This window comes from Paraburkholderia sp. JHI869 (assembly GCF_038900775.1).
Lineage (GTDB): Bacteria > Pseudomonadota > Gammaproteobacteria > Burkholderiales > Burkholderiaceae > Paraburkholderia.
Genome location: NZ_JAYMSC010000002.1, coordinates 103,717 through 120,984, shown reverse-complemented (window position 1 = coordinate 120,984; position 17,268 = coordinate 103,717). Strand labels below are relative to the sequence as shown.

The window sequence follows — 17,268 nt, the reverse complement described above, 5'->3', positions numbered from 1 at the left end:
TGGAATCCAGAGCAGATTCATGAGCAAGAGCGCGATCGTTCTCGGCGCAGGCATTGTGGGCGTGAGCGTCGCGCTGCATTTGCAGGCGCGCGGCGTGCAGGTCACGCTCGTCGACCGGCGCGAGCCCGGCGAAGAAACGAGCCATGGCAACGCAGGGTTGATCGAGTCGTCGTCCGTGGTGCCCTACGGCTTCCCGCGCGACTGGCGCATGCTGCTGCGCCTCGTGCGCAACGATTCGACGGTGCTGCGCTATGACGTGCGCTCGCTGCCCGCATACGCGCGCTGGCTCGCATCGTTCTGGCGCGAGTCGTCGCCCGCGCGGCTCGCGCATGCCGCGCGGGACATGCTGCCGCTCATCGAGCGCAGCGTGGCCGAGCATGACGCGTTCGTCGCCCGCGCGGGGCTGCGCGACATCGTGCGGCCGACGGGCTGGCTGGAGGCGTGGCGCTCGCCGAGATCGTTCGAGCAGGAAATGCGCACCGCGCGCAGCGTGGCGGACGCCCATGCCTTGCATATCGGCATGTTCGACGCTCAGGGCTTGCGCGCGCTGGAGCCTTCGCTGGGCGAAGGCTATGCGGGCGCGATCCACTGGATCGATCCCGCGAGCGTGGCCGATCCTGGGGCGTTGACGAAGGGCTATGCGCAACTGTTCCTGCGCGATGGAGGGTCAATCGTGCGCGGCGATGCGCGCACGCTCGCAGCCGAGGGAAAAGGCTGGCGAGTGCAGACCGCCGACGGCCCGGTGAGTGCCGAGCTTGCCGTCGTGGCGCTCGGTCCGTGGTCGGATCTCGTGACGCGGCCGCTCGGCTACCGCGTGCCGCTCATGGTCAAGCGCGGCTATCACATGCACTACGCGAGTGAGGCGCGCGCGCCGCTCGTGCGTCCGGTGGTGGATATCGAAGGCGGCTACGTGGTAGCGCCGATGCGCCGCGGCTTGCGGCTCACCACGGGCGTGGAGCTCGCCACGCGCGAACGTCCGCCCAACCATGCCCAGCTCGACGCGGCGGAGCGCGAGGCGCGCCCCGTGTTCGGCCTTGGCGCGCGCCTCGACGAAGCGCCGTGGATGGGCTTGCGCCCCTGCACGCCGGACATGCGCCCGGTGCTCGGGCCCGCGCCGCGCCATACGGGGCTGTGGTTCGCATTCGGCCATAACCATCACGGCCTCACGCTCGGGCCGGTCACGGCGCGTCTCGTTGCCGAGCAGATGGTCGGCGAAACACCCTTTATCGATCCTGCGCCGTATTTGCCCGCGCGCTTTGGCTAGCTCGCGCGGGTCAAAGCGTTAGTGCGAGTTAACGCGAGTTAATGCGCCCCGGCTGAGCCGCCGCCACCGCCGCCTCTCGTCGACTTCGTGATCCAGATGAGCGGAATGATCACGAGAAAGATGATCGCCGAAATATAGAAAATGTCGTTCAGCCCCATCATGGCGGCCTGCGATGTGAGCTGAAAGTCGAACAGCGCGTGTGCGGACGGCTCGCTCAGGTTCAGCACCTTCTGGGTCTGGTCCATCGCCTGGACGAAAGTCGGGTTGTTGACCGAAGCCTGCTCCGTGAGCCGCGCGTGATGCAGGATCGTGCGGTTGTTCCAGGCGTTCGTCGCGATCGAGGTGCCCACCGCGCCGCAGAACACACGCACGAAGTTCGAGAGGCCCGCAGCCGCGGGCACGCGGCTCGGCGGCTGCCCCGCCAGAATGATGGCCGTGAGCGGCACGAAGAAGAGCGCCATGGGGATGCCTTGCAGCAGCGTGGGCAGCACGAGATGGAAGGTGTCGATTTCGAGCACGTACTTCGAGCGCATATAGAACACGCCCGCGAACATCACGAACGCGATCGTCGCGATGATGCGCGCATCGGAGCGCGGCAAGAGACGCCCGACCACGGGCGCGAGGATTACCGCAAACACGCCGAGTGGTGCGGTCACGAGGCCCGCATCGACAGAGCGGTAGTTCAGGTACTCCTGCATCCATTGCGGCAACAGCACGAGATTGCCGAAGAACACGGCATACGCCACGGAAATCGCGATGGTCCCGCCAAGAAAGTTGCGCTGCCCGAAGAGCCGCAAATCGACGATCGGGTGCTCCTCGGTCAGCTCCCAAACGAGAAAGAACGCAAAACTGACGAGCGCGATAAGCCCAAGCGTAACGATCGTCGGCGAGTTGAACCAGTCGAGGTCCTTGCCCTTGTCGAGCATGATCTGCAGCGAGGCGACCCAGGTGATGAGGAGGCCGAGGCCCACGACGTCGATGGGCGGTTTGCGCGTGGGCGACTCCCGGTTGCGGTAGATCGTCCACGTGACGAAGCCGGCAAAGAGGCCCACCGGAATGTTGATGTAGAAGATCCACGACCAGTTGTAGCTGTCGGTGATCCAGCCGCCGAGCGCCGGGCCTGCGATCGGGCCGACAGTCGTGGTCATGGCCCAGAAGGCGAGGGCGGTGGACGATTTTTCTTTCGGCCATGAACCGAGCAGGACGGCCTGCGAAAGCGGGATCAGTGGGCCGGCCACGGCGCCTTGCAGCACGCGTGCTACGAGCAGGATCGGCAGCGTGGGCGCGATGCCGCACAGCCACGAGGCCACCACGAACGAAAGAATCGAAGCGACGAACAGGCGCACCTGGCCGAAGCGTTGCGTGAGCCAGCCGGTGAGCGGAATGGAGACCGCGTTGGCCGCCGCGAACACGGTGATGACCCACGTGCCTTCGTCCACGGAAACGCCCATGTCGCCGGAGATCGTCGGAATGGCGACGTTCGCGATCGACGTGTCGAGCACGTTCATAAAAGTCGCCAGCGCGACGGCGATGGTCGCGAGGATCAGCTTGCCGCCTTCGAGCGGAGGCGGTGGCGCGGGCGGCGACGATGAAGCGGCGGGCTGGTTCAAGCGTGTTCTCCGCAAATCCGGTTTTGCGGCACAGGATACCTGCAATCATCGTTTGTCATCGCCCGCCGCGGAGCGTCCCCATGCGGCACAGGGTCATGGGGCTTGCGAATGGCTTTCGCGTGCGATTGTGCCGTAGATCGCGCGGCTGATTTCGCGGCTTTATGTAACGCCGGGAAATGGAGTCTTTCATACACGCTGCGCGCGGCGAGCGTATCCTTGCGCCTGCCGCGCGCCGCGCAAAAAGCGTGCGCTGGACACACAATACGATCGTCAGTGACAGGGGAGGTCCGACCATGAGCTGGGAAGCATTTGAAGGGGGCTGGCGTCTGGCGCCAGCCGATGGCCAGGCGCGCGCGCTGGTCGTGCTGCTGCACGGCGTGGGCAGTAACGCACAAGACCTCACGCCGCTCGCCGATGTCTGGCGCGATGCGCTGCCGGGCGTCGCGTTCACGTCGCTCGACGGGAGCGAGCCGTTCGACGGCGGCTTTGGCGGACGCCAATGGTTCAGCCTGCGCGACATCAGCGAGAGCAATCGCGAGGCGCGCGTCGTTGCCGCCTCGCAGGTGTTCGAGCGCCGGCTCGACGCCGAACTCGCCCACTGGGGGCTCGGCCACGACACGCTCGCGTTGGTCGGCTTCTCGCAAGGCTCGATCATGTCGCTCTATTACGTGGCCACGCAGGCGGCGGGCGCGTCGGCCGTGGTCGCCTATGCGGGCCGGCTTGTCACGCCCGTGATCGCGAAAAGCCGCACGGTGCTCACACTCGTGCACGGCGAGGACGACGAAGTGATTCCGGCGAGCGAACTGGAGCGCGCCGCCGCCGCGTTCAGCGACGCGGGCTATGCGGTCGCCGCTTTCGCGCTGCCGGGCGTGGGCCACACGATCACGCCGCAGGGCGTCGTGCTCGGGCGCGACGCGCTGGTGCGCGCGCTCACGCGCGGCTGATCGCACGGTTATCTGGATAGCTGGCGGGGTGAGGTCGGACCCCGCTAATCAGCGCCGATCCGGGCTAAATCGGTACAAAAGGCCGGTCGAACAAGTCCGTAGTGTCGTATTTCGGCCATATTTTCCGGATAACCTATGCAGTTGTTTTTGGACCGGCTAAAGTTCGCGCCGGTCGCGGCCGTTAATACGGGGAGTCGCCGCGACCTTATGGGCCGCGTAGGCCCGTTCCGCCCGGCGCGCGGCCAGTCCGCGCTGCCTGGATGAGGCTGCCATCGGGAATGCCATCCGCTGGCGCTTCGTCAGCCGGGTCGCCAAAAAACCGAACATCAGACCAATATGGCCCGAGCCAAGCCGCATTCCATCTTTTCCAAAAGGCTGTTCCGCCAGGACGTGGCGCTCGATCTCGGTACGGCCAACACACTGATCTATACCGCCGACAAAGGCATCGTGCTGAACCAGCCCTCCGTGGTCTGCTTCGAGCGACGCGCGGGCGCGAGCGAGACGACGGTGGCCGCGGTGGGCCGCGAGGCGAAGGATCTGCTCGGCCGCGCGCCTGCCAATCTGGAGACGGTGCGGCCGCTCTCGCACGGCGTGATCGCCAACGTCACCGCTGCCGAACACATGATGCGCCGCTTCGTGGCGATGGCGCAGCCGCGCCGTCTGCTTGGGCGCCGTGCGGCATTCACGGTATGCGTGCCGGCGGGCGCGACGCGCGTCGAGCGCCGTGCGATCCGCGAGGCGGCCTTCGCGGCGGGCGCGGCGAGCGTGAACCTGATCGGCGAGTCGCTGGCTTCGGCGCTCGGTGCGGGGCTGCCTGTGCATGCGGCGACGGGCTCGATGGTCGTGGATATCGGCGGCGGCACGACGGAAGTGGGCATCGTCGCGCTGGGCGGCGTGGCGTGCAGCGGTTCGGTGCGCGTGGGCGGCGACCAGTTCGACCGCGCGATCGTCGATCATGTGCGCACGCTGTATGGCGTCGTGCTGGGCGATCAGACCGCCGAGCACGTGAAAAAGACGATTGGCTGCGCGCTCTACGGCGAACCCATCGAACGCATGCGCGCGACTGGGCGCAGCATGGAGGACGGCCTGCCGCGCACGGTGGAGATCACGAGCCACGACGTGGCGGACGCGCTGGCCGCGCCGTTGCGCGTGGTGATCAACGCGGTGCGGCAGGTGCTCGAAACGGCGCCCGCCGAACTCGTCACCGATATCGCCGATAGCGGCATCGTGCTCACGGGCGGCGGCTCGCTGCTCCTGAGGCTCGACCAGTGCCTCGCCGCCGAGCTTGGCGTGACCGTGCGCGTGGCCGACGAGCCGCTCACCTGCGCGGTGCGCGGCGCGGGCGCTGCGGCCTCGCTCATCAGCGAGCACGCGTTCGAACTGGTCGAATAACGGCGCAAGTCGACTGACGAAAACGCGGCGCCTCAGGAAGGCGCCGGCGTGCGAGGTGTTTGCGGCGAGGGCGTGGGACAATACGCCACTTTGCCGGCGTGCGCCGCTATCAGCCTTGCCAGCCGCGCTGCCGATCCGTTGTCTCCACATCGACCAGCCGTGAATCCAGCCGCGTTTCCTGCCCCCGGTACGTTCATCGAACTCCCCGGCGGCCTGCCCATGCCCTATGTCGAAAAGGGCGAGGGCGAACTCCTTCTCTTCGTGCACGGCTCGCTTTGCGATTACCGCTACTGGCGGCCGCAACTGGCTGGCCTCGCGCAGCAGTATCGCTGTGTGTCGGTGAGCCTCACGCACTACTGGCCCGCCGGGGATGCCGCGCGCGACCAGCCTTTCAGCTGGCGGCAGCACGCGGACGAACTTGCCGCGTTTGTCGAAGCATTGGGCGCAGGCCCGGCGCACGTGATCGGGCATTCGCGCGGCGGCCTCGTGTCGTTCCAGTTCGCGCGGCGCCATCCGCAGCACGTGCGCACGCTCACGCTCGCCGACCCGGGCGGCCCAGTGCAACTGCCGGGCCAGACGCTCGCCACGCTGCCCGAGACCGTCAACGCGCTGCGCGCCCGCGCGGTGGCGCTGATCGAATCGGGCCAGGTGGATGCGGGTCTGGAATTGTTCGTCGATTCAGTGAGCCGGCCCGGCTTCTGGGCGAAGAGCACGCATGGGTTTCGCCGCATGGCCACCGACAACGCCCACACGCTTGGGCCGCAGTTTCAGGATCCGCTGCCTGCGTACACGCGCGAGCAAGCCGCCGAGGTGCAATGCCCCGTGCTGCTGATCGACGGCGAGCTGAGTCCGGAAGTGTTTCACCGGGCCGTGGCCGCGCTCGACGCATGGCTGCCCGATGCGCGCCGCGCGAGCGTGGCGGGCGCGTCGCATGGGATGAATCTGGCGCGGCCCGCGGCGTTCAACGAAATGATCGATCGATTCGTGAGCGGCCACGGGCGCTGAAGCACGCTGATGCAAAAAAGGGCGGCCATGCAAAGTGGCTGCCCTTTTTTATTGCTGCGGGAAATATCGCAGTCCGAACGACTCTCGCTCAGTCGCGGCCGTGCGCGTGTGCGTCGAGCTTGTGCTCGGCGGCTTCGCCCACGAGGCCCGCGTAGTAGAGATGCACGCCGATCGCGAGCGAATCGTTGCGGATTTCGTGGAAGGCCTTCCACGCCTTCGCGGGGTCCTTGAACACGAGATAGTGCGCTTCCTGCGAAACGAGGCGGGCGACCTGATGCAGGCCGTGGCCCTTGAGCGCGTCCACGAGGTGATCGAGGCTGCGGTGCGTGCGCGCGTCGGTGCGCGGATACAGCATGTGCAGCACGGCCACGCGTTCGTTGGCGAGCGCGGCCGACAGTGCGACCACGATGTCCTGGTGATTGAGTGCCGTGACGATGGCGCCCTCTGCTTGTTCGTCTTCTGCGAACAGGGTGTCGACCGAGATGTTCATCTGTTGCTTCCTTACGTTTTGCTTTAAGCGCGTGTGGCTGTGAAAAAGCCCGCGAGGGGTAGCGGGCTAGCTTACAAAATGCAAGTAATGGAAAACCCTTGCATGTCAAGCAGTATCGCAGAGGTGAGGTGTCGCATGTGTATTGCAAGAGCAAAATATTGTTGCAGAAACCGATGTTAAGGAAGCCGCAAGCTTTGAGTGTTGCTCACTTGTAGAGGGATTGTTGCTGAGTACGCTATCAATCGATGCTGCACCGCGCCGTAGAATGCGGCAAGCGGTCGCAGCAATGCCGGCCCGGACGAATGGGGGCCCGGCGGCTGCGTCCTGTTGCGAAGTTTTGTGATGCGAAAGCAATTCAAGGACACACAATGATCGACTCGAAGACACACGCCACGCTCACGATCCCCGGCCACGCTGAAGGCGTTCAGTTGCCGGTCTACAAGGGCACCATGGGCCCGGACGTGATCGACATCCGCAAGCTGTACGGCCAGACCGGCATGTTCACCTATGACCCGGGCTTCATGTCCACGGCGTCGTGCAACTCGGCGATCACCTATATCGACGGCGACAAGGGCGAGCTGCTCTATCGCGGCTATCCGATCGACAACCTCGCACAAAACGCCGACTTCCTCGAAAGCTGCTACCTCCTGCTCAAGGGCGAGCTGCCCACGCAACAAGAGAAGGACGAATTCGTAGCCTCGGTGACGAACCACACGATGGTTCACGAGCAGATGCACTTCTTTTTCCGGGGGTTCCGCCGTGACGCACATCCGATGGCGATTCTGGTGGCGGCGGTCGGCGCGCTGTCCGCGTTCTATCACGACTCGCTCGACATCAATAACGCGAAGCATCGCGAGGTGTCGGCGATCCGCATGATCGCGAAGCTGCCCACGCTCGTCGCCATGGCGTACAAGTACACGATCGGCCAGCCGTTCGTGTACCCGCAGAACGACCTCTCGTACAGCGCGAACTTCATGCGCATGATGTTCTCGGCGCCGAGCGAAGAGTACAAGGTCAACGACGTGCTCGTGCGCGCGCTCGACCGCATCCTCATCCTGCACGCCGACCACGAGCAGAACGCTTCGACCTCGACGGTGCGTCTCGCGGGTTCGTCGGGCGCGAACCCGTTCGCGTGTATCGCGGCCGGTATCGCTTGCCTGTGGGGCCCGGCGCACGGCGGCGCGAACGAAGCCGCTCTGAACATGCTCGAAGAAATCGGCTCGGTCGATAACATCCCGAAGTTCATCGAGCAGGTGAAGGACAAGAACTCGGGCGTGAAGCTGATGGGCTTCGGCCACCGCGTGTACAAGAACTATGACCCGCGCGCGAAGCTCATGCGCGAGACGTGCTACGAGGTGCTCAACGAACTGGGCCTGCACGACGACCCGCTCTTCAAGCTCGCGATGGCGCTCGAAAAGATCGCGCTGGAAGACGAATACTTCGTGTCGCGCAAGCTGTACCCGAACGTCGACTTCTACTCGGGCATCGTGCAGCGCGCGCTGGGCATCCCGACTGCGATGTTCACGTGTATCTTCGCGATGGCGCGCACGGTGGGCTGGATCGCGCAGTGGAATGAGATGATCGCCGACCCCGAGCAGAAGATCGGCCGTCCGCGTCAGCTCTTCATCGGCGAAGCGCCGCGTGAGGCCAAGCCGATTTCGCAACGCTGATCCTCACGGCGCGCGCCGCTCCTGGCGCGCGTGCATTGCCTCCACGGGCGCCCGCACGTTCGATCGTGCCGGCGCCCGCAATTTTTTCCGCGCACGTTCCTTGCTCAGGCCGGGATTTGCCACCGATTTCGCGCGTACTCTTCCGATATCCGTCGCATATTCTTCGCGCATTCGCCGCCAACGTGTGCGCCGAAGCCACTACAATCAACCGCAAGCGAACCGTACCGTAACCCTTTGCATGGGACCCAGGAGGCACGCAATGCAGGATCCTGAAACACTCGGTGGCGTCACGCGCTCAAGCGGCGTGGATCATCCCGGGCAAGACGCGCGAGAACCCGACGGCGCGTTCATCACGCCCGAAACGCCCGAGATCGCAAGCGCCGACCAGCATGTGCTGAAGTCGGGCGGCACCTTCATCGTCAACGATCCGCTCGGCGACATCACCGGCATCGACGACGGCCTCTTCGTCAACGACACGCGTGTGCTCTCGTCGCTGCGCCTCACTTTCGGCGGGCGCGTGCCCTCGCTGCTCTCGGGCAGCGTGAGCAGCGACAACGCCGTGTTCACGGCGCACCTCACCAATCGTCCGCTGCCGCCGCTCGGCGGCACCACCACGCCCGAAGGCGTGATTCACGTGCAGCGCGAGCGCGTGCTCTCGGGCACGATGCTGACCGAGGCCATCGAACTTACGAACTACGGCACCGAAGACGCCGTGGTGCCGCTCTCCATCTCGTTCGCGAGCGACTTCCGCGACATGTTCGAAGTGCGCGGCTTGAAGCGCGAAAAACGCGGCACGCTCATGCCGCCGCGCGTGGAAGACGGCGAGGTGCGGCTCGAATACATCGGCCTCGACAAGGTCGCGCGCCGCGTGCGTATCGAGTTCTCGCCCACGCCCAGCAAACTGCTTGCCGATCGCGCCGACTTCACGGTCGATCTGCCCGCGCAGGCCTGCGTCTCGATCTATCTCACGGTGGCGATCGAAGTCGAGGCCTTGCCCGACGCCGCGCCCGGCACGCAGAGCGCGGGCATCTTCCAGCCGCCCCATTGCCTCGCGAACTCGGAGGAGCAGCGCGTGGGCCGCGCCGCCGTGCGCGCCGCGCTGGTCGACTCGCACATCGTGATGCGCGAACGCCGCCGCGCGGCGGCGCGCCTGCGTTCGAGCAATCCGCTCTTCAACGCGTGGATCAATCGATCGATCGCCGATCTGGGCCTGCTCACCACCGACCTGCCGACCGGCCCGTATCCGTACGCGGGCATTCCGTGGTTCTCCACGCCGTTCGGCCGCGACGCGGTCATCACCTCGCTGCAGACGCTGTGGCTCACGCCCGCGCTCGCGCGCGGCGTGCTGCGCTTTCTCGCGGAGCATCAGGCACGCGAGGACTCGGCGTTTCGTGACGCCGCGGTCGGCAAGATCATGCACGAGATGCGCAAGAGCGAAATGGCCGCCACGGGCGAAGTGCCGTTCGCGCTCTACTACGGCGGCGTGGACACCACGCCGCTCTTCGTCGTGCTGGCGGGCGCTTACGTCGAACGCACGGGCGACGTCTCGCTGATCGACGAGTTGTGGCCCGCGCTCGAGCGCGCAACGGCCTGGGTCGCAGGTGTGTGCGACCGCAACAAACTCGGTTTGCTCGACTACCGTCGCGAATCGGAAGGCGGCCTTGCAAACCAGGGCTGGAAGGACAGCCACGACTCGGTGTTCCATGCGGACGGCCGTTTCCCCGATGGCCCGATCGCGCTCGTCGAAGTGCAGGCGTATGCGAGCGCGGCGTTCGAAACGATGTCGCGTTTCGCCACGCATCGCGGCCAGGTGGAAGACGCGGCGCGCTACGCCGCGCGCGCCGCGAAAATCCGCCGCTGCGTGGAAGAGAAGTTCTGGATGCCGGAGTCGGAGTTCTATGGCATTGCGCTAGACGGTCACGGCGAACTCTGCCGAGTGCTGGCGTCGAACGCAGGGCATCTGCTTGCGTTCGGGCTGCCCCAGGAGGAGCGCGGCCGCGCCGTGGCGGAAGTGCTCGAATCGGCGCTGTTCCACACGGGCTGGGGCGTGCGTACGCTTGCGGCGGGACAGGCGCGTTTCAACCCCATGGCGTACCACAACGGCTCGGTCTGGCCGCACGACAACGCGCTGTGCGCGCGCGGTCTCGCGCGTTATGGCCGCAAGGCGGCGGCGGTGCGTTTGCTGCAGGCGCTGTTCGAGGCCGCAGTGACGTTCGACATGCGTCTGCCCGAACTCTTCTGCGGTTTCCCGCGCCGGCGCGGCGAGCCGCCCACGGCGTATCCGGTGGCCTGCCTGCCGCAAGCCTGGGCCGCGGGCTCGCCGTTCATGATGCTCGAGGCGTGTCTTGGCGTAACGATCGACGCGTCGCGCAACGAGGTGCGCGTCGAGCAGCCCATGCTGCCCGAAGGCATCGACTGGCTCGAAGTGGGCGATCTGCGTGTGGGCAACAAAACGGTGACGCTCATGTTCCGCCGCGTGGACGGCAAGGTCGTGGCATCGGCTGATCGCAGCGATGTGAAGGTGGTGGCGCTGCTGTGAGTGTTGGCGCGGGCTTTCAGGGCCCGCGCTTGCTCATCGATCGATACGCTGCAGTGTGAACTGCGGCGCGACGTAACCCGTTTCGACGCCCATCGTGTTGAAAATGCGCGGGGCGTCGAATTTACTTAGTTGTGCAAGCTGTTGCGTCGTGCCGATGCCCAGTTGCCTCAGCACTTCCACGACGGTTGCGTGGAGGGCGGTCAGATCGCCGTCCTCGATCTTCACTGCGATACCCAATGCCGGGCCGCCCGTATGCGCAGCGGTCGCCGCGCTCGCGCGCACGCCAATCGCATAACTGCCCGCCGCGCCCAGCTTGCCGACGAGCGCACCTTCGAACGCGCTCATGAGCGCCGTGCAGAAGCGGCCTTCGCCCGCCACGAGTTCAGGATACGACGTCATCGCGCGATAGATGCGGGCGAGCGCCTGCGAGCGCGAGTCGGTCGAAGCATTCGTATGATCCTGCGCATCGGCGAGTTTTACGAAAAGGCGCGCGAGCCGGTCGAGCGGGAAGGCCGGCGTGGGCAGATTGCAGCCGTCGATGCCCCACTCGACGCCCGCTTCCGGAAGATCGCAGACCTCGGCCACGACGCGCTTCACATGCTGCTGCAAGGGATGCGAAGGCAGATGGTAATCGGCCAGCGCCGCACCGATGGAGCGCGCGCCCGCGAGCATGCCCGCGTGCTTGCCCGAGCAGTTGCTGCACACCGCGCCCGGCGTGAAGTCGCGCTTGATCCAGGCCTTGTACACGGCGTCGGAGATTGGCGCATGGCCGCCGCAACGCAGGTCCGATTCCGAGGCGGACACCTTGGCGAGCATCGCGCGCGCACGTTCGATATGGCGGTCCTCACTGCTATGTGAGGCGCACATGAGCGCGAGATCGGCGTCGTCGAATTTAAAGCGCTCGAGCGCGCCTGTTTCGAGCACGGCGAGCGCCTGCGCGGGCTTGGCCGCCGAGCGCACGAGCGTCACGCGATGCGGGTCGCCGAACGCGTAGAGCAGGCGGCCCTGGGCGTCGACCACGGCGATATGGGCGACATGCGTGGTTTCGATGACACCGCCGCGCAGGACTTTTACGGCCGGTTGGGGAGCGCTCGTCGTCATGGTTCGTCTGCCTTGGTTCTCGGATGGGATCGTGGTGCGCGATCGATGTGCGATTCTAATCCGCGCATTAGCGTTAGCGCATTTGCCGCGCCACGCGGCACGCCGCGAGATCCCATGCGCCGCTGCCGACTGTTTTCAGCAGTATGGGCGTGCCATCCTGCTTCGCGCCGTCCGCCACGGCGGAGCCGATCGTGCGCACATTCGCCCAGTCGATGCCGGCTTGCAGCAGGTCGCCGGCTTCTTCGCGCGCGGCTGCCATGTCGTCCACGAACACGCGACTCGCGCGCACCGTTTCCTGCGCGATTTCGGCAGCGTCCGGCGTGAAGGCGCCAACGCCGATCACAAGCCGGTCCTGGCGCGCGGGGGCGTCGTACACGGGCGTCTTGCTCGTGGTCGCGGCGATGGCCACATCGACTTCGTCTGGCACCGCGCCGTGCGCGGGCGTCACGTGCACGCCAGACCGCGCAAAATGGGCGCGGAATGCGTCTTCGGACGCTTCGGTGCGGCCCTTCACGTAGAGCGTCGCCGCCGGATAAAGCTGGCCGATCGCCTCGGCATGAAAACGCGCCTGCTGCCCGGTGCCGATCACCAGAAACGCGCGCGGCGCGCCTGGGTGAAAGAGGCGCACGCCCAGCATGGAGAGCGCCGCGGTACGCCGCCCGGTCACGGTCGGGCCGTCGAGAAGGAACTCGGGTTGGCCCGTCGCGCCGTTGCACACCGTCACCGCGCCGAAGATGGTCGGCATGCCGAGCGCCGTATTGGCCGGGCACACGCTCACGAGCTTGTGGATGGCGATGTCGTCGGCGCTGGCGGGCATCGAGAGCATGACGCCGTTGCCCTTGAGCGGCACGCCCGTACGCACGGGCGCGTGAATGCGGCCCGCGTCGTGGTCCTGCGCGGCGGTGGCGAGGGCGTCGAGCAGCGCGCCGAAGTCGAGCAGGCGCGCCGTGGCGGCTGCGTCGTAAATCGCTATGGACTCCATCGAATGTTCTCTCCTGGTGAGTGGTTCGTGGGGCCGCGTGAATTGCGGCCCGGCCTCAAAATCGGTCGATGCGAAACGGTGCGAGATCGACGGCAGGTGCGTCGCGGACGATCAATTGTGCGACGAGTTCGCCGGTGAGCGGTCCGAGCGTGAGGCCCAGATGCTGGTGGCCGGTCGCGACGAACACATTCCGCGCGCCGGACATCTCGCCGATCATCGGCAGATAGTCGGGCAGCGTGGGGCGCTCGCCGTACCAGCGGCTCGCGACCTGGGGAGCGCGCTCGCCGGGAAAGAGCGTCTGGAATTGCTTGGCGAGCAGGTCGGCGCGACGCCAGTCGGGCGCGCCGCGCGCGCCGAGTTCGACGGTGCCGGCAAGCCGGATGCCTTGCGCCATTGGATTGCAGGTGAAGCCGCGCTCGACGAAGCTCACGGGCACGCGCAGCGTGTCTTGCGAAGGCGCGGCGAGCTGTACGTGATAGCCACGCTCGTTGGTCAGCGGAATCTTTGCGCCGAGTTGCTGTGCGAGATCGGCGCTGCGCGAGCCGGCTGCGATCAGCACCTTTGCGGCTGTGTGCGCTTCGCCGTTCAGCGTGACGACGACGCGGCCATCGGGCAGGGCGCGCAACGCATCGACGGCGGCGCTCGTGAAGCTCGCGCCCGCCGCGAGCGCGGCCTCGAAAATGCGCTCGACGACCCGTTGCGGATTCGTGACCGAAGCCATGCCGGGAAAGTAGCGCGCGTGGCTGATACGCGGCGTGAGCGACGGCAGATAGTCGCGCCGCACCTGCTCAGCCGTGAGATTCTCGTAGCGCACGCCGTGCCGGTCGAGCAGGTCGAGCTGCGCGCGTTCCGTTGCGTGCGCAACGGGTTGCTCGAACACGTAGAGCGAGCCGATGTCGCGAAAGAGTTCAGCGGCGATGCGCTGATTCAGCAGACGGCGCCAGGCTTGCGCCGCGCCGGTCACGAGGCTGGCGAGCGCGCGCGTATTGCGCCGGAAGCGCGGGCGCTGCGCCTGCGCGGCGAACTCCAGCACCCACGGCGCCATGCGCGGCAGGCTGCGTTTGCGCAGGCGCAGCGGGCTGTCGCGGCGCAGCAGCATGCGGGGGATGCCCGCCATCGTCTCCGGGCTCGCAAGCGGCGCGACATGGTCGACCGCGATCAGTCCCGCGTTGCCGAACGAGCAGCCCGAGCCGGGCGGCGCGCTGTCGACGATACGCACGCGCATACCGCGCTGCGCCAGGTTGAGCGCGGCGCAGGCCCCGATGATGCCCGCACCGATGACGACGACGTCTTCCATGTCAGTCTCGCGACGAAGAGGTGATTTCGTCCGATGCTAACCCAACTATTTCCTATAGGAAACTTTTTTCTGATCGTATATTCTGCGTGCTCGACCCGTGGATCAGCCCTGGTCCTGCGAGGCGTTGTAGGCGCTCGCCTGCTCGAGCAGCCACGCGCGGAACAGTTCCAGTGGCTTGCCGTGGCTGAGTTCGGTGGGATAGACGAAGTAGTAGCCGCCATCGGCAATAGCGGGGGCCTCGAACGGAATCACGACGCCAAACCGTTCGAGCTGGCCTTCCACGAAGAACTTCGGTACTAGCGCGACGCCGAGCCCGGCGGCGGCCGCTGCAATCAGCATCGTGTGCAGTTCGTAGCGCACGCCGTGCATGGTGGCGTTGTCTTCCACGCCGAGGTCGGAGAACCAGCGCGTCCATGCGTCGGGTCGCGTGGTGGAGTGCAGCAGCGGGTAAGCGAGCAATTCATGCGCCTTCTTGATAGGGCGCGCGATTAGCGACGGCGAACAGACGGGCACCACCTCCTCGCCGAACAGAAAGTCGGACGACGTACCGGGCCAGGTGGGCTTGCCGTAGTGGATGGCGGCTTCGAAATGCGATTCCTCGAACGAAAACGTTTCGGTGCGCACGCCCATGTTCACGCGCACGTCGGGCGTGCGGTCGTAGAAGTCCTTGAGGCGTGGAATCAGCCATTCGGAGGCGAAGGTCGGCAGCACGGCGAGTTCCAGATAACCGCCGCCGCTGCCGTGGGCAATGATGGAGAGCGTGTCGCGATCCAGATTTTCGAGCGCACGGCGCACCTGGGTGCTATAAAGCCGGCCCGCGCGCGTGAGCACGACGCGCTGCTTGGCGCGCACGAAGAGGCGCACGCCGAGATTCGACTCGAGCGTGGCGATCTGGCGCGATACCGCGCTTTCGGTGAGGAACAGCTCTTTGGCGGCGTGCGTGAAGCTCTCGTGCCGCGCCGCGGCTTCGAAGGCTGTGAGCGCGCCGATGTTTGGGATCTTGAACTTGCGCATGTTGATTCCGGAAACTCATCAAGTAACAATTTAATCTCGCTTTACGGGGGGCGCAACCATTCGAATAATGCGTTTCACGTATAGCTGGCCAATGCCGATGGCCAGAGGCCCGTTTGATGACCGCTGCCGGCGGTCGTTTCCTGTGAGATTGGTGATGCGCAATTCGAACGTAGAACGCTTGTTGTCCGCGCTGCTTGGCCGCGAGAAAACCGAAACCCTCTTTGCAACGCTCAACTTTCCTTCGATGCTCGAAGACTGGGAAAGCGGCATCGTCACGCGCGCCGAACTCGCTCAGGCGATGAACATGGCGCTATTCGAAGATCTGCTCGCGCGCTCGCCCAACGGCCGCACCTACACGAACGACACGGTGGCGCAGGGCGGCGCGGTGTACTTCGACCATGGCGCGTTGCGCACGGTGCGCTGGGCGCAAAGCGGCGCGTTGCCGCCCGGCGAAGCGGCGTTCACGCGTATCCTGCGTCCGCTAGGCTTTCGCCTGAACGGCCGCTATCCGCTGGACAAACTCGGCATGACCGGACGCGCCTATGCCCACGAAGACGCGCCCGACGAGATCGCACAGTTCTTCGTGAGCGAACTGCACCCCGAGCGCTTTTCGGCGGCGTTCCAGCAAGCCGTCACAAACGTGGTGGGCGCCTCGAAAGATCCGCTCACGCCGCTGGCCATCGCGCAGCTCTCCGAACTCGAACGCGACGGTTCGCTGCCGCTCGATGCGGCGCTGCAACTGCTGCCCGTGATCGTCGGAGCGTTCGCGCGACAGCATGATGCCCCCTCTCTTTCGGACTACGAGACGTTGCTGGAGGAGTCCGCGGAAATGGCGTGGATCGCAACGGAAGGCAACGCCTTCAATCACGCGACCGACCGCGTGGAAGACGTATTCAAGCTTTCGGACGACGAGAAGGCCAAGGGGCGCCCGATGAAACCCAGCGTCGAGACCTCGCGCTCGGGCCGCGTGTTTCAGACGGCGTATCGCGCCGATATCGTGGCGCGCGAATTCCGCGCGGCCGACGGCCAGCGCGTGACGCGCGAAGTGCCCGGCTCGTTCTACGAGTTCATTACGCGCAAGCGCACGTTCGATCAAGCCACGCGGAGCTGGCAGACCGATTTGCGCTTCGATGCGGGCAATGCCACCGGCATTTTCAAAATGACCGCGAACGCGGCGTAAGCACGACGGATCACACGCCCGGCGCGCCTTCCTGCGTGTCCGGGTGCGGTTCGTTGATGAGCCAGAGGACTTCCGCGTCCACTTCGCTCGTCGAAACGGCCGCATGCCCCGTGCGGCTGTCGAAGTAGAGGCTGTCGCCGGCTTCGAGATGTGTTGGTGCGTAAAGCTCGGAGTAGAGGCAAACCGAGCCGCTCAATACGAAGAGAAATTCTTCGCCTTCATGCCGGCCCCATTCGGTGAACTCGTCCAGCGAGTGTGCCGTCACGCGGATGCGAAACGGGTGCATCGCCTTGTGCGCGAGTTCCGTTGCCAGCAACTCCATCTGATAGCAGCCCGCCGCATGCTGCTGCCCGCCGCCCTTGCGGGTGAGCGCGCGGCGTCCGCTCGCGCGCGGCCTGGGCGCCGAGCCGAACAGTTCGCCGAGATCGATCTTCAGGCCGTGAACGATCTTCTGCAGCACGTCGAACGTTGGCGACATGACGCCGTTTTCCACTTTCGAGAGCGTGGAGCGCGACACGCCGCATACGCGGCTGGCGGCCTCGAGCGTGTAATCGTGCTTCAGCCGGGCTGCCTTGACGCGCTTGCCCAGTTCCGCCGAAGCATTCTCGGCGGGCTTGAGGGATGGGGTTTCCATTCGGGAACTCAGGGTGTTCGCGGGGGTGTTCGTATCGTACTCTATGTTTCCGATCATAACATTTGCGTTCTTTGTGGCGTTCGCATGCGTCATGTCGAACTTAAGAAGCATTGCTAAATAAATTGGCCGCGCGGAAGTTGATGATT

At 65.8% G+C, this 17,268-nt stretch carries 14 protein-coding genes; 7 read left to right on the top strand and 7 right to left on the bottom strand.

The window, feature by feature from the left end:
- Positions 1–19: 19 nt before the first annotated feature.
- Entirely contained in the window at positions 20–1,264 is a 1,245-nt protein-coding gene (locus VSR72_RS03880) for an FAD-binding oxidoreductase (RefSeq protein WP_342951112.1), read from the top strand.
- 38 nt (positions 1,265–1,302) lie between these two features.
- Here the strand turns inward: VSR72_RS03880 and VSR72_RS03875 are convergent, their stop codons facing one another.
- On the bottom strand, positions 1,303–2,874 hold the full coding sequence (locus tag VSR72_RS03875; protein WP_342951111.1) for a DHA2 family efflux MFS transporter permease subunit: 1,572 nt from the start codon (positions 2,872–2,874) through the stop codon (positions 1,303–1,305).
- Between the two features lie 293 nt (positions 2,875–3,167).
- Here VSR72_RS03875 and VSR72_RS03870 point away from each other — a divergent pair, with 293 nt between their 5' ends.
- The 3 genes from VSR72_RS03870 (at position 3,168) to VSR72_RS03860 (ending at position 6,215) form a co-directional block, all read left to right on the top strand.
- Positions 3,168–3,818, top strand: a complete 651-nt coding sequence (locus tag VSR72_RS03870) for a dienelactone hydrolase family protein (RefSeq protein WP_342951110.1) — start codon at positions 3,168–3,170, stop codon at positions 3,816–3,818.
- A gap of 336 nt (positions 3,819–4,154) precedes the next feature.
- Complete coding sequence (locus VSR72_RS03865) at positions 4,155–5,210, top strand: rod shape-determining protein (RefSeq protein ID WP_342951109.1); 1,056 nt, start codon at positions 4,155–4,157, stop codon at positions 5,208–5,210.
- 219 nt (positions 5,211–5,429) lie between these two features.
- Positions 5,430–6,215: an alpha/beta hydrolase gene (locus VSR72_RS03860; RefSeq protein ID WP_342951555.1), complete on the top strand. Its 786-nt coding sequence runs from the start codon at positions 5,430–5,432 to the stop codon at positions 6,213–6,215.
- Between the two features lie 88 nt (positions 6,216–6,303).
- On the opposite strand, the gene VSR72_RS03855 is transcribed toward VSR72_RS03860, so the two are convergent.
- Positions 6,304–6,705: a hypothetical protein gene (locus tag VSR72_RS03855; protein ID WP_342951108.1), complete on the bottom strand. Its 402-nt coding sequence runs from the start codon at positions 6,703–6,705 to the stop codon at positions 6,304–6,306.
- Positions 6,706–7,073: 368 nt separating this feature from the next.
- Between VSR72_RS03855 and gltA the strand changes: the two genes are divergently transcribed.
- Complete coding sequence (gene gltA, locus VSR72_RS03850) at positions 7,074–8,375, top strand: citrate synthase (protein ID WP_342951107.1); 1,302 nt, start codon at positions 7,074–7,076, stop codon at positions 8,373–8,375.
- A gap of 259 nt (positions 8,376–8,634) precedes the next feature.
- A complete protein-coding gene (locus VSR72_RS03845) occupies positions 8,635–10,914 on the top strand; it encodes an amylo-alpha-1,6-glucosidase (RefSeq protein WP_342951106.1) in 2,280 nt (759 codons plus the stop codon).
- A gap of 33 nt (positions 10,915–10,947) precedes the next feature.
- Here VSR72_RS03845 and VSR72_RS03840 read toward each other — a convergent pair whose 3' ends face one another.
- From VSR72_RS03840 to VSR72_RS03825, 4 genes are all read right to left on the bottom strand, one after another.
- On the bottom strand, positions 10,948–12,015 hold the full coding sequence (locus VSR72_RS03840; protein WP_342951105.1) for an asparaginase: 1,068 nt from the start codon (positions 12,013–12,015) through the stop codon (positions 10,948–10,950).
- Positions 12,016–12,088: 73 nt separating this feature from the next.
- The gene (gene lhpI / locus VSR72_RS03835; protein ID WP_342951104.1) at positions 12,089–12,997 is read right to left on the bottom strand and encodes a bifunctional Delta(1)-pyrroline-2-carboxylate/Delta(1)-piperideine-2-carboxylate reductase; all 909 of its coding nucleotides are present in this window, start codon (positions 12,995–12,997) and stop codon (positions 12,089–12,091) included.
- Between the two features lie 55 nt (positions 12,998–13,052).
- Entirely contained in the window at positions 13,053–14,294 is a 1,242-nt protein-coding gene (locus VSR72_RS03830) for an FAD-binding oxidoreductase (RefSeq protein ID WP_342951103.1), read from the bottom strand.
- Positions 14,295–14,396: 102 nt separating this feature from the next.
- Positions 14,397–15,308 carry a LysR family transcriptional regulator gene (locus VSR72_RS03825; RefSeq protein ID WP_342951102.1) on the bottom strand — a complete coding sequence of 304 codons (912 nt, stop codon included), beginning with the start codon at positions 15,306–15,308 and terminating at the stop codon, positions 14,397–14,399.
- A gap of 154 nt (positions 15,309–15,462) precedes the next feature.
- Here VSR72_RS03825 and VSR72_RS03820 point away from each other — a divergent pair, with 154 nt between their 5' ends.
- Entirely contained in the window at positions 15,463–16,488 is a 1,026-nt protein-coding gene (locus VSR72_RS03820) for a DUF1338 domain-containing protein (RefSeq protein ID WP_342951101.1), read from the top strand.
- Between the two features lie 10 nt (positions 16,489–16,498).
- Here the strand turns inward: VSR72_RS03820 and VSR72_RS03815 are convergent, their stop codons facing one another.
- On the bottom strand, positions 16,499–17,122 hold the full coding sequence (locus VSR72_RS03815; protein WP_342951100.1) for an XRE family transcriptional regulator: 624 nt from the start codon (positions 17,120–17,122) through the stop codon (positions 16,499–16,501).
- Between the last annotated feature and the right edge of the window lie 146 nt (positions 17,123–17,268).